At 63.7% G+C, this 12,415-nt stretch carries 15 protein-coding genes; 8 read left to right on the top strand and 7 right to left on the bottom strand.

Features of this window, described 5'->3' with window-relative positions:
- Positions 1-28 precede the first annotated feature (28 nt).
- The 5 genes from DFR24_RS08280 to ychF all read right to left on the bottom strand — a co-directional run bounded on the left by DFR24_RS08280 (position 29) and on the right by ychF (position 3,766).
- Positions 29-1,201 carry an acyl-CoA dehydrogenase family protein gene (locus tag DFR24_RS08280; protein ID WP_133880806.1) on the bottom strand — a complete coding sequence of 391 codons (1,173 nt, stop codon included), beginning with the start codon at positions 1,199-1,201 and terminating at the stop codon, positions 29-31.
- A gap of 8 nt (positions 1,202-1,209) precedes the next feature.
- The gene (locus tag DFR24_RS08275; protein WP_133880805.1) at positions 1,210-1,449 is read right to left on the bottom strand and encodes an acyl carrier protein; all 240 of its coding nucleotides are present in this window, start codon (positions 1,447-1,449) and stop codon (positions 1,210-1,212) included.
- A 4-nt stretch (positions 1,450-1,453) separates the two neighbouring features.
- A complete protein-coding gene (gene acpS, locus DFR24_RS08270) occupies positions 1,454-1,909 on the bottom strand; it encodes a holo-ACP synthase (RefSeq protein WP_133880804.1) in 456 nt (151 codons plus the stop codon).
- A 1-nt stretch (position 1,910) separates the two neighbouring features.
- Positions 1,911-2,381: a cupin domain-containing protein gene (locus tag DFR24_RS08265; RefSeq protein WP_162851105.1), complete on the bottom strand. Its 471-nt coding sequence runs from the start codon at positions 2,379-2,381 to the stop codon at positions 1,911-1,913.
- A gap of 290 nt (positions 2,382-2,671) precedes the next feature.
- Entirely contained in the window at positions 2,672-3,766 is a 1,095-nt protein-coding gene (gene ychF, locus DFR24_RS08260) for a redox-regulated ATPase YchF (RefSeq protein WP_133880802.1), read from the bottom strand.
- On the opposite strand from ychF, the gene DFR24_RS08255 reads away from it, so the two are divergent.
- Positions 3,732-4,370, top strand: coding sequence for a hypothetical protein (locus DFR24_RS08255; RefSeq protein ID WP_133880801.1), 639 nt, complete (start codon positions 3,732-3,734; stop codon positions 4,368-4,370). The two genes, ychF and DFR24_RS08255, sit on opposite strands and share 35 nt — an antisense overlap.
- A gap of 9 nt (positions 4,371-4,379) precedes the next feature.
- Here the strand turns inward: DFR24_RS08255 and pth are convergent, their stop codons facing one another.
- Both pth and DFR24_RS08245 read right to left on the bottom strand, forming a co-directional pair.
- Positions 4,380-4,967 (bottom strand): aminoacyl-tRNA hydrolase, encoded by a 588-nt coding sequence (pth, locus tag DFR24_RS08250; protein ID WP_133880800.1) that lies wholly within the window; start codon positions 4,965-4,967, stop codon positions 4,380-4,382.
- 148 nt (positions 4,968-5,115) lie between these two features.
- Positions 5,116-5,823, bottom strand: a complete 708-nt coding sequence (locus DFR24_RS08245) for a 50S ribosomal protein L25/general stress protein Ctc (RefSeq protein WP_133880799.1) — start codon at positions 5,821-5,823, stop codon at positions 5,116-5,118.
- A 184-nt stretch (positions 5,824-6,007) separates the two neighbouring features.
- Here DFR24_RS08245 and nadA point away from each other — a divergent pair, with 184 nt between their 5' ends.
- The 7 genes from nadA to ribH all read left to right on the top strand — a co-directional run bounded on the left by nadA (position 6,008) and on the right by ribH (position 12,410).
- Positions 6,008-7,105: a quinolinate synthase NadA gene (gene nadA, locus DFR24_RS08240; RefSeq protein ID WP_133880798.1), complete on the top strand. Its 1,098-nt coding sequence runs from the start codon at positions 6,008-6,010 to the stop codon at positions 7,103-7,105.
- A gap of 106 nt (positions 7,106-7,211) precedes the next feature.
- On the top strand, positions 7,212-8,498 hold the full coding sequence (gene glyA / locus DFR24_RS08235) for a serine hydroxymethyltransferase (RefSeq protein WP_133880797.1): 1,287 nt from the start codon (positions 7,212-7,214) through the stop codon (positions 8,496-8,498).
- Positions 8,499-8,510: 12 nt separating this feature from the next.
- Positions 8,511-9,065 (top strand): transcriptional regulator NrdR, encoded by a 555-nt coding sequence (gene nrdR / locus DFR24_RS08230; protein WP_133880796.1) that lies wholly within the window; start codon positions 8,511-8,513, stop codon positions 9,063-9,065.
- Positions 9,062-10,153 (top strand): bifunctional diaminohydroxyphosphoribosylaminopyrimidine deaminase/5-amino-6-(5-phosphoribosylamino)uracil reductase RibD, encoded by a 1,092-nt coding sequence (gene ribD / locus DFR24_RS08225; protein ID WP_133880795.1) that lies wholly within the window; start codon positions 9,062-9,064, stop codon positions 10,151-10,153. Before nrdR ends, ribD begins: the two co-directional genes overlap by 4 nt.
- A gap of 2 nt (positions 10,154-10,155) precedes the next feature.
- Positions 10,156-10,758, top strand: a complete 603-nt coding sequence (locus DFR24_RS08220) for a riboflavin synthase (RefSeq protein ID WP_133880794.1) — start codon at positions 10,156-10,158, stop codon at positions 10,756-10,758.
- Positions 10,755-11,912 (top strand): bifunctional 3,4-dihydroxy-2-butanone-4-phosphate synthase/GTP cyclohydrolase II, encoded by a 1,158-nt coding sequence (gene ribBA, locus DFR24_RS08215; protein WP_133880793.1) that lies wholly within the window; start codon positions 10,755-10,757, stop codon positions 11,910-11,912. Before DFR24_RS08220 ends, ribBA begins: the two co-directional genes overlap by 4 nt.
- A gap of 6 nt (positions 11,913-11,918) precedes the next feature.
- A complete protein-coding gene (gene ribH / locus DFR24_RS08210) occupies positions 11,919-12,410 on the top strand; it encodes a 6,7-dimethyl-8-ribityllumazine synthase (protein ID WP_133880792.1) in 492 nt (163 codons plus the stop codon).
- The last annotated feature ends 5 nt before the right edge of the window (positions 12,411-12,415 follow it).

Raw genomic sequence — 12,415 nt, 5'->3', positions numbered from 1 at the left:
CCAGTTGCTTGTTCGTAGAGCCCTGAAGCTAGGGATCCTTGTGCACCAGCAGCATCGACGCATTCTTCGCGTAGATGCGGTCGTTGCTGACCATCAGAGAAGCGGAGAACGCATCCCTCAGGTGACGGCCGAGGCTGTATTTGGTGTCGTTCTTGTACCCGACGATGCCGCATATCTGAAGTGCGGCCTGAATGATGGCAACGGTTTGCTCCGAGGCGTAGATCTTGACGTTGTTCATCTTCAACGAGAAGCCGATGGCCAGCATGGCTTCGTTCCCTTCGCTCGAGGACATCAGACGCTCGCATTCATCGGCGACGTCGTGCGTGCTGATCCGGAGGACCTGCAGCATGTTCGAAACCTCTGCGAGCCTCAGCGCAGCGGGTGGAACAACGCCAGGCTTGGCGCGCGCCTGGGCGCGTACGAAGCTTCCGGTACGTGCTACTGCGTCGATGGCGATGCCCAGCCACAGACTGGCCCAAAGCACGTGAGAGAACGGGACCATCGTCTGGCTGGACATGGCGCCATAGTCTCCGGGCACGATCTGACTGACGTGACCGCTCGACGTGAGCTTGAAGCCAGGACTGCAGGTACCGCGCATTCCGAGGGTGTCCCACGACGAAGTGCGCTCCAGCTGGAAATCTCCCTGCTTCAACAGAACCATCACTTGATCGCCGCTCGCGGCGGCGGGATGCCGTCGGCAGGTCACGAGCAGGTCTTGCGCATGCTCTCCGTAGGAGATCGTGGTTGCATCCTTGGCCAGCACGAAACGGTCCTGCGTCTGTTCGATCGCGCAGATACTGCTGCGAGTATCGCCACCGACGCCTACTTCGGAGGTGACGGACGCGATGAGCCGTTGCTCCGAAGCAACGGATTGCAGATAAGCGCGCAGATCGGAAGACGACAGCGCATGTCGCACGAGGCAGGCCACCTGGATCTGATGCATGGCGAAAACCATGGCCGTCGCCGAGCAGTACTGTCCGAGTGCGGTGCAGATGGTCGACAGTTCCATCATTCCCATGCCCATGCCACCCAGTTCGACCGGGACCAGCGCCGAGAGAAGCTTTTCATCTCTCAGGGCCGCGATCGACTCCCTTGGAAACCGGGCGTTCTTGTCGACGTCGCCGGCATGAACGGCGGCGATCTCGCGGCCGATTCGATGAGCGGCATCGAGCCGCGTAGACGTCTGCGGGGCAGGGGGCATGGGGTTCCTCAGGCTGCCGTCAGTTCTTCGATTGCCGCGCGGATGGAAGCAACGCTTCCGAACACGGCACGCTTGAGCATCCGATCCGGAAACTCGACATCGAATTCGGCTTCGAGCGCGAGCATGACGTTCACGCTCGAATGCGAAGTCATGCCTGCCTGATAGAGATCTGCGTTGTCCGCGAGCGTTGCCGCATCGGACGCCAGCCGGCCATGTTCCTTGAGAATATTTCTAATCTGATCTTCCATCGTCTCACCTTGTACTTGGTACGTTGTCATTGCCCGCTGCGGCGTCGGTGATCGCGCTCAGCACTTGAAGGCCGACGACCGCGGCGATCGCCATGTGGTTCTCGTGCGAAAGACTAACGGAAAGAGAGGCGATTCCCTGCTCCTGCGACAAGCGTGCCGCTTCTCCGTGGAGAAGAAGTTCGCAATGGCCGTGCGCCGAGCGCATCACCTCGATCAGGCGCCAGTCGAGCCAATTCCCTTTGGGCCGAAGAATCTTGAGGGTCGCCTCCTTTGCAGCGAATCGCGCTGCAAGCCGGCGCATCAGTTCGGAGCTGCTTTCCCTCGCGTACTCGAGCTCGCCTTCGGTGTAGACACGATGAAGATAGGCGTCTCCGTGAAGCCGAATCGATTCCGAAATTGCAGCAACGTCAACCAGGTCTACGCCGATCACCGGCCGGGAGAGTGGTTGCGTAGTGGCCACGTCAGTCGCCGATCACGGAGCGGAGCCTTCTGGCGACACGGCCCGGTTCGTGGAGGACCCACGTCTTCCTTATCCGATGCGGCACCTCCCAGATGACGACTTCACCGGCGCGAAAAAACACGCTGTTGCCAGCCCCGATATCGGTGGTCTCTCCGTCGTGCGTGAGCTTGGCACCGCCCTCGAGCACCAGCACGGTTTCATCCGTTCCGTAATGCCACTCGAATTTCGACGGTCCTGTGGCTTCCCAGATTCCCGCCGACACTTTTCCATCTGTCGAGCGAAAGAACTGTGTGCTGGTGAGTTTCGGGGCGCCTTCGAGAACCCAGGCCTCGTTGATCGAGTCCTCCACCGCGGCGATGCTGAAGCCTTTGGCGATCTGCGGCAAAGAGGGATGACCCTTTTGTACGTAGAGCACCGCCTGGTATGCCACCGCAGTCAGAACACTCAGCAGAACGCCAAGTGAAAACCACAAGGCTCGATTCGGAGCGGAGCGAGGAGAGTCAGTCGGCGAGGTCATTGCGAGAGCAAGGAAAGATTGAACGGTCGTGACGGGCCGGTGAGGGCCTGCGGTTCGAGGCGCTTGCAAGGTTATCGTCCGTCCTCCGAGCCCTCCGGGCGCTCGCGATGATCCGAATGCGGAATCAGATCAGACATTAAGCCGTAAGCGACTCGTTGGCCAGAGAAAACCACACGGGTGCTGGGAGCTGCACAAGCCGCGTGGTGTGCCTGCCGGGATCACACCGGCCTTGGTCCGAACGATCTCTAGACGTTGAACCGGAAGTGCATGACATCCCCTTCGTGCACCCCGTATTCCTTGCCTTCGAGCCGCCAGCGCCCTGCTTCCTTGGCTCCGGCTTCACCGCGATACCGGACGTAGTCGTCGTAGCCGATGACCTCGGCGCGGATGAAGCCACGTTCGAAATCGGTGTGGATCACGCCCGCTGCCTGCGGGGCGGTGGCGCCGGCCTTGACCGTCCAGGCACGGACTTCCTGCACACCGGCCGTGAAGTAAGTCTGCAGGCCGAGCAGCGCGTAGGCGCCTCGAATGACGCGATTCAGGCCCGGCTCCTCCAGCCCGAGGTCACGCAGGAAGTCGGCCTTGTCGGCCTCGTCGAGCTGGGCGATCTCGGCTTCGATCGCGGCGCATACCGGGACGACGAGGGCGTTCTCGGCTTTCGCGTAGGCCTCGACGGCGCGCAGGTACTCGTTACCTTCACGCAGCGCCTTCTCGTCGACGTTGGCGATGTACAGCGCGGGCTTGGCCGTGATCAGTTGCAGTTCGCGCATCCAGAGACGCTCGTCGCCTTCGATGGCCATGGCTCGCGCCGGGCGACCCTGGTCCAGCGTTTCCAGGACACGCTTGTAGAAGTCATGCTTGGCAATGGCGGTCTTGTCACCCGTCTTGGCCACCTTCGCCGCCCGGTCGCAGGCCTTGGTGACGCCGTCGAGATCGGCCAGGGCCAGCTCGGTGTTGATGATTTCGATGTCGCGGATCGGGTCGACGCCGCCTGCGACGTGGATGATGTCGTCGTTGGCGAAGCAGCGCGTGACGTGGGTGATCGCGTCGGTCTCGCGGATGTGCGCGAGGAACTGGTTGCCCAGGCCTTCGCCTTTGCTTGCGCCCGCGACCAGACCGGCGATGTCGACGAATTCCACGGTCGTGGGGAGGATCCTCTGCGGCTTCACGATCTCGGCCAATGCGGCTAGGCGGGGATCGGGAACCGGCACGATGCCGACGTTCGGATCGATCGTGCAGAAGGGATAGTTCTCCGCGGCGATGCCGGCCTTGGTCAAGGCATTGAAAAGGGTGGACTTGCCGACATTGGGCAAGCCGACGATGCCGCATTTGATTCCCACGTGTGATCGCGCCTCGGTGTTCCAGAAAAGTAAGGGTGAACGGGCATCAGGTCATCGGGTGTTCATGTTGCATCGCAACACTCCGCGGCCTTCGCCGAAACCGACAGACCCCGCCATGCGCCGTTCCGCTCCTATTATCGCCGCCATTGCGCTGTATTCGCTCGTTTCGGTACCTGGTTTGGCCAATGCGCCCGAAGACGCCTCGATCGCCGGGTACGCGGCGTATCACGTGCGGCTCGAAGTGGCACGTAACCGCATCCATATGGGCGCACCGGAGCAGACCGTGCCGGAAGGGCAGTCCGCGACCACCCAGGTCGACATGGGCCGCCGTTCGCCGCCCTTGCTCGTGAATCAGCGGGTCACCCGCTTTCCCGGGGCCGGTAAGAAGATGGCGCTGCTCGAACTGGAATTCTTCCGCCTCGAGGGCGCCGAGCCGCGTCGGCTGGTTGCGCCGACGCTCGGGGTCGAGCTGGGCAAGGCGCAGGTGTACGAGGTCGCGACGGCCCAGGGGTTGATCACGGTCCGGGCAACGGTCGAGGGGCTGGATCCGGTGACCGGTGCGAGCTCGGACGGTCCGGCGACGAATCCGTATCCGACGCTGTAGGAAAGGAACTCAGGTACCGGGTGTGTGCAACGCCTGGACCGCCTTGTCCCAACCGGAGCCCAGCCAGAGCTCCAGCGCGTCGATCGACCTTTCGATCCCGGCCATCAGTGCCGCCTCGTCGACCTTCGACGGTCGCTGCTCGGTGAGATAGGGCATCACGAGGTGCCGTTCCCCTGGATGGCCAACCCCGATACGCAGACGCCGGTAACCATCTCCCAAGGGCTTGTGGATGTCGCGAAGGCCGTTGTGCCCGCCATGTCCCCCGGCGAGCTTGAGCCGCACCGTTCCGACCGGCAGATCCAGCTCGTCGTGCGCCACCAGCAGGTCATCCACGGGTAGCTTGTAGAACTGCGCCAGCGCGGAGACCGCCTGGCCACTGCGATTCATGTAAGTGGAAGGTTTCAGGACCAGAACATCCGTTCCAGCCACCTTCACGCGGGCCAGTTCCCCGAAAAACTTCGATTCGGGCCGAAAGCTGCCGCGGTGGCGATCGACGAAACGATCGGCCAGCCAGAAACCGGCGTTGTGGCGGGTACGTGCGTACTCGGATCCCGGGTTGCCGAGGCCGATCAGGCCGATGACTCTGGATTCCACCATGTCGTTATGAAGAGTTCGCCCAATAAAAAACCCGCCCGTTCGTGATTCCGAACGGGCGGGTGATCGTACCGACTCGACACGCAGTCAGGCGGCGAGGGCGATTTTCCCGGCGTTTCTGCCGAGAGTGCCCTTCAGGCCGTCCGTCCGCTTACTTCTTCTTGTCGTCCTTCTTCGCGTCCTTGGCCGGCTCGCCCTTGCCCGCTTCCGGCGCCTTCTGGGCGCTGGCAGGGACGGCCGCGGTCGCGGCGTCGGCCGCCGGGGCTTCGTCCTCTTCCTTGGCTGCACGCGGCAGGTGGACGGCGACGACTGCCTGGTCGTTTTCGTGCTTGAGTTCCACCAGCGTCACGCCTTCCGGAATCGTCAGCTGCGACAGGTGGATGGCGTCATTCACTTCCATGGCCGACACATCGACTTCGATGAATTCCGGCAGGAACTTGGGCAAGCACTCGATTTCCACTTCGTTGGCGAGGTGCTCGAAGATGCCGCCGCCGGTCTTCACGCCGGGGGCCAGAGCCTCACCCTTGAAATGAAGGGGAATGCGCATGCGGATGGCCACGTCGGCCAGCACGCGCTGCAGGTCCATGTGCATGACCTCGTCGCGAACCGGGTGACGGTGCAGATCCTTGAGGACGACCTGCTCGGACTCGCTGCCGACGTTGAGCGTCAGGATCTTCGAATAGAAGGCTTCCTGCTTGAGGCCCTTCCACAGCTCGTTGTGGTTGACCGACAGTGCCTGCGGGGGCTTGTTGCCGCCATAGACGATTGCCGGAAGTCTGCCCGTGCGACGCAGGCGGCGGCTCGCACCGGTGCCCTGCTCGTCGCGCGGTTCTGCATTCACTACAAAACCTTGCGCCATGAAAAATCTCCAGAAAATCAGTAGAAAACTGCATATCTCCGGCCTGCGACCGACCGAAGGGCCGCGTAGTGTAGGGGAGCACGTGGGCCGGTGCGAGCGCGAGCAGCGCGCGACGATGGGAAATGCCGCGAGAAGGGTGGCCTGATGGGCTAAACTGCGCCCCCGCCGAACACTGGAAAACGCTGTGGCCGCCGTTCTAAAGCTTGACCAGTTCAGCCTGCTCGACGATTCGAGCTGCGATGCCCGGATCATTGCCGCCAAGGCCATCCTCGGCAAGCGACTGGCCATTCTGGGTCACCATTACCAGCGCGACGAAGTCTTCAAGCACGCCGACTATTCCGGCGACTCGCTCAAGCTCTCGCAGCAGGCCGCAAATTCGGATGCCGAATTCATCGTGTTCTGCGGCGTGCACTTCATGGCCGAGGTGGCGGACATCCTCACCTTCGGCGAGCGCAAGGTGATCCTGCCGGACCTTGCCGCGGGTTGCTCGATGGCCGACATGGCCAACCTGGTGAAGGTGCGCAAGTGCTGGGAGGAGATCTCCCAGGTCATCGACCCGGATCAGACCGTCACGCCGGTCACGTACATCAATTCCGCGGCCGATCTGAAGGCTTTCTGCGGCAACCACGGCGGCATCGTCTGCACCAGTTCGAATGCCAAGGCCGTGCTGCAGTGGTCGTTCGCGCGACGCGAGAAGGTCCTGTTCTTCCCCGACCAGCATCTCGGACGCAACACCGGCTACAGGATGGGCATCCCGCTCGACCAGATGGTCACCTGGGACTTCATGAAGCCGCGTGGGGGCTTGACCGAAGACCAGATCCGCAATGCGAAGATCATCCTGTGGAAAGGCTTCTGCTCGGTCCACCAGATGTTCCAGCCGGCGCACATCGACAACTTCCGCAAGGCCAATCCGAAAGGCAAGGTCATCAGCCATCCGGAGAACGCGATGGAAGTCTGCGAGAAGTCGGACTTCGTCGGCAGCACCGAATACATCCTGCGAACCGTGCGCGCCAGCCAGCCGGGCGATCACTGGCTGGTCGGCACCGAGCTGAACCTGGTGAACCGCCTCGCCGACGAGATGAAGCCCAAGGGCGTGCAGGTGCAGTTCATGAGCCCGACCGTCTGCATGTGCTCCACGATGTTCCGCACCGATCCGCAGCATCTGGCCTGGGTGCTCGACAACCTCGTCGCCGGCCAGATCGTCAACCAGATTCGCGTACCGCAGAACATCGCCGACCCCGCGCGCAAGGCGCTGGACCTGATGCTTGAAGTGGTGGATTGAGCAACGCGCTCGATCCCCCATATCGGGTGAGGCGCGGGATCCCCGGTGATCGCGCCTAGCCGACAACGCCCCCTTTTTCGCTTCTGCTCGACCTCATCGCACGCCCATGTGGACCAACGCCCCCAGCCTGACCCAGTCCGATCCTGAGCTCGCCGCGACCATCGCCGCCGAGAATGCGCGCCAGGAAGCGCATATCGAATTGATCGCCTCCGAGAACTACTGCAGCCCGGCCGTCATGGAAGCGCAGGGCTCGTCGCTGACGAACAAGTACGCCGAGGGGTATCCCGGCAAGCGCTACTACGGTGGTTGCGAACACGTCGACGTCGCCGAGCAGCTCGCCATCGACCGCGTGAAGAAGCTGTTCGACTGCGACTTCGCCAACGTGCAGCCGCATTCGGGTGCCCAGGCCAACGCCGCAATCTTCCTGAGCCTGGTGGCGCCCGGCGACACCGTGATGGGCATGAACCTGGCGCAGGGCGGTCACCTGACGCATGGCAACGCCGCCAACTTCTCCGGCCGTCACCACAAGATCGTGCCGTACGGTCTGGACCCGGTGACCGGGCTGATCAACTACGACGAGATGGAGCGCATCGCGCTCGAGACCAAGCCGAAGATGCTGATCGGCGGCTTCTCCGCGTATTCGCGCGTCAAGGACTGGAAGCGGATGCGCGAGATCGCGGACAAGGTCGGCGCGCTGTTCTGGGTCGACATGGCGCATGTCGCGGGTCTGGTGGCAGCGGGCGAGTACCCGAGCCCGCTCCCGCATGCGCACGTCGTGACCTCGACCACGCACAAGACGCTGCGTGGGCCACGTGGCGGCATCATCCTGTCCAAGGGCCAGAGCGAGGACTTCAACAAGAAGCTCAACTCGGCCGTGTTCCCGGGCATCCAGGGCGGTCCGCTGATGCACGTCGTCGCCGCCAAGGCCGTGGCGTTCAAGGAAGCGCTCGATCCGAGCTTCAAGACCTACCAGAAGCAGGTCGTGCTCAACGCACGCGCGATGGCCAAGGTGTTCATCGAACGCGGGCACAAGGTCGTCTCCGGCGGTACCGACGACCATTTGTTCCTGCTCGACCTGATCGCGAAGAACGTCACTGGCAAGGACGCCGAGGCCGCGCTGGGCCGCGCCCACATCACGGTGAACAAGAACTCCGTTCCGAACGATCCGAAGTCGCCTTTCGTGACCTCGGGTCTGCGTCTCGGATCGCCGGCTTCCACCACGCGTGGTTTCGGCGAGCCGGAGATGGCGCAGGTCGCGGGCTGGATCGTCGAGATCGTCGATGCGATGTCGGCCGCCGGCGACGTCGAGGGCGTGATCGGCCGCGTCCGCGGCGAAGTCGAGAAGCTCTGCGCGCGCTTCCCGGTGTACGGCAAGGACCGTCGCGCGGCCTGAGGTGAATTCCTGATGCAGTGCCCCTTCTGCAGCGCGACCGATACGCGCGTCATCGACTCGCGTCTCGCCGAAGAGGGGACGCAGGTCCGGCGCAGGCGCGAGTGCGCGGAGTGCAAGGGGCGCTTCACGACCTTCGAGCGCGCGCAACTCACCATTCCCAACATCATCAAGCGCGGCGGCAGTCCCGAGCCGTTCGAGGAAGAAAAACTGCGTCGCGGCTTCGAGAGTGCGCTCTACAAGCGTCCCGTATCTCCCGACGCGGTCGACCATGCGGTCGAAAGCGTGATGCGCAAACTGCGCCAGAGCGGCGAACGCGAAGTGCCTTCGCGCCAGGTCGGCGAATGGGTCATGGAAGAACTGCGGGATCTCGATCACGTCGCGTACGTGCGATTCGCATCGATCTATCTGAGCTTTGAGGATCTCAATGCATTCCGCGAGGAGATCGAGCGCCTGCAGCATCTGCCTACTGCCGAGCAGCGGCGCAGCCAGATGTCGCTGATCAGCGCCGGCGAGTCCGGCGCGACGCCGCCGGCTGAAGCAGCGCCGCGCAAGCCGAAGTCGAGATGAATTCGCGGGATCCCGTGGAATTCATGGCGCGCGCGCTGCAGCTCGCGGAGCGCGGCCGTTTCACGACCTTTCCCAATCCGCGGGTGGGCTGTGTCGTCGTTCGCGACGGCGCCATCGTCGGCGAAGGCTGCCACGAAATTGCCGGTGAACCGCACGCCGAGATCCACGCCCTGCGTGCCGCGGGCGCGAAGGCGCGCGGCGCGGATCTGTTCGTGACGCTCGAGCCCTGCTCTCACCATGGACGCACGCCGCCCTGCGCCGACGCGCTGGTCGCCGCGGGCGTCAGAAAAGTTTGGGCGGCGATGCGCGATCCGAATCCGCGCGTCGCAGGCCAGGGGCTCGACTGCCTGAAGGCAGCCGGGATCGAGGTCGACGTGGGCTTGCTGGAAGGGCCGGCGCGCGAACTGAACCGTGGATTCGTTTCACGCATGGAGCGTGGGCGACCTTTCGTGACGCTCAAGCTCGCCGCAAGCCTCGACGCGCGCACGGCGATGGCGAACGGGGAATCTCAATGGATCACCGGCGAAGCGGCGCGCGCCGACGTGCATCGCCTGCGCGCCGATGCGGGCGCTGTGCTCAGCGGAGCAGGCACCGTGTTGGCCGACGATCCGAGAATGACCGTGCGCGACTTTGTTGGCGGCACACGCCAGCCCGATCGCATCGTGCTGGACTCGACGGCGCGTGTCGGCAACTCGGCGAGGGTTTGGGCGCGCGATGGCGCGCGCCGCTTTCGTATTTCGGGAACGTCGGCCACGGAAGCCGAAGGCGTCGAACGGATCGTGGTTCCGCTGACCTCGACCGGCCGAATCGCACTGGAACCAGCACTTCGGGAACTGGCACGTCGTGAGGTCAACCACGTGCTCGTGGAGTGCGGCGCCGGCCTGGCCGGTGCCTTCCTGCAGGACAATCTGGTGGACGAACTGATCTGCTATCTCGCGCCGACATTGCTGGGCGATGCCGCGCGCAGTCTTGCGCAGATGCCCGGTCTCGATCGACTCGATCAGCGTGTCCAGTTGAAGTTCGTCGATGTGCGCCAGGTCGGTCCGGACCTGCGAATCACCGCCATTCCCGTCACCGGAGCTCGCTAGGCATGTTCACGGGCATCATCGAATCACAGGGCCGTATCGTGGCGGTCGAGCCGCGTGGCGGGGACGTCCGCATGCTGATCGAATCGGATGACGGCTATCTCGCCGGGGTCGCACTGGGCGACAGCGTTGCGGTCAGCGGCATCTGCCTGACCGTTCGCGAAAAAACCGAAAAGGGCTTCACGGCCGATCTGTCGGTCGAGACACTGCAGGCAACCAGCAGCGGCTATTGGAGCGCCGGGCGCCGCGTGAACCTCGAAAAGGCCCTGACGCCGCACAAGCCGTTGGGCGGGCATCTGGTGTCGGGGCACGTGGACGGCATCGGCCGTCTGGTCGAGCGATACGAAGAAGCCCGGTCGTGGCGCATGCAGTTCGAGGTGCCGGTCGATCTGGCCAAATACATCGCGCGGAAGGGCTCCATCACGATCGACGGCATCAGCCTGACGGTGAATGACGTCGAGGCCCAGCGCTTTGGCGTTAACATCATCCCCCACACCCTGGGTCAGACGACCCTGGGCGATCTTCAATCTGGCGATGCGGTAAACCTCGAGGTCGACCTCATCGCGCGCTACCTCGAACGCCTGCTGCAGGCACGCGAGACACCATGAGCAAGGTCACCAGCATTTCCAAGAGCACTGAGGAAGGCCGCAAGGGCCTCGACTACATCTCCGACATCGTCGCCGACATCAAGGCCGGCAAGATGGTGGTGATGATGGACGACGAAGATCGCGAGAACGAAGGCGATCTGATCATGGCGGCGAGCCTGGTTCGCCCCGAAGACATCAACTTCATGGCGCGTTACGGCCGTGGCCTGATCTGCCTGACCCTGACCGCCGAGCGCTGCCGCCAGCTGCGGCTCCCACCGATGGTCGCGCAGGAAGGTGACGTGCACAAAACCGCCTTCACGGTTTCGATCGAAGCCGCAGAGGGCGTCACCACCGGCATCTCCGCGTTCGATCGTGCACACACGATCCGCGCAGCGGTGAAGCCCGAGGCGAGGCCCACCGACCTGGTGCAGCCCGGCCACATCTTTCCGCTGAGCGCGCAGCCGGGCGGTGTTCTGGCCCGCGCGGGTCACACCGAGGCGGGCTGTGATCTGGCGAGGCTCGCGGGCCTCGAGCCCGCGTCGGTCATCGTCGAGATCCTCAACGAGGACGGCACGATGGCGCGACGTCCCGATCTGCAGAAGTTCGCGACGGAGCACGGACTGAAGATCGGCACGATCGCCGACCTGATCCGCTACCGCCTCGACAACGAACACAGTATCGAGCGCGTTGCCGAGACCAAGATCACCACCGAGTACGGCGACTTCCATCTGCTCACCTATCAGGACGCGGTGGACAGCACCGTGCACCTCGCGCTGGTGAAAGGTCAGGTCGATCCGAACAAGCCCACGCTCGTGCGCGTGCATCTGCGGAACACGCTCGCCGACATGATCGGTGCCGAGTCCGAGCACTTCGGCTGGCCGCTCAAGCGCGCGATGAAACGCGTCGCGGAAGAGGGCGCAGGTGTGATCGTCGTGCTGCGCAAGTCAGAAGCGTCGCGCGAACTGGTGCAGCAGATCATCAACCTCAACCGCTCGCAGCCCGTTTTCCAGGAAGAGAATCCGTCGGATCCGAAGGTGCTGCGCACCTACGGCATCGGCGCGCAGATTCTTTTCGATCTGGGTGTGCGCCGCATGCGCGTGCTGTCGGCGCCCAAGCGTCTGCACGGCATTTCCGGCTTCGGCCTCGAAGTGGTCGAATACGTTCCCTGCGATTGAGCCTTCATGTCTGACGTCAAATCAGGATTTGCTGCTCCCGCCGCGCCCGCGGCGGGTGAATTCAGCGCGACGCGTGTCGCGCTTCTTGCCACGCGCTGGAACGTCGAGATCATCGACGCCCTGCTGGCGGGTGCGCATCGCGCGCTGAAAGTCTGGGGCGTGCGCGAAGCGCACATCGCCGAGTTTCATGCGCCCGGCGCCTACGAACTGCCGCTGGCGGCGCAAGCGTTGATCACCGGCGGAAAGTTCGATGCGGTCATCGCGCTGGGCGCGGTGATCCGCGGCGACACGCCGCACTTCGAATACGTCGCCGGCGAATGCGCTCGCGGCTTGATGGATGTGCAACTGCGTGCGGGGAAGCCGGTGGCGTTCGGCGTGCTCACGGTCAATACACCGCAGCAGGCGACCGAGCGCTGCGGCCCCGGCGACGACAACAAAGGGTACGAGGCCGTGAGTGCCGCGCTCGACATGATCCGACTGATCACGGCGGCCTCGTGAGCTAC

The sequence above is a fragment of the Panacagrimonas perspica genome (genome assembly GCF_004364935.1).
Lineage (GTDB): Bacteria > Pseudomonadota > Gammaproteobacteria > Nevskiales > Nevskiaceae > Panacagrimonas > Panacagrimonas perspica.
This window is presented reverse-complemented; position numbering and strand designations above follow the sequence as displayed.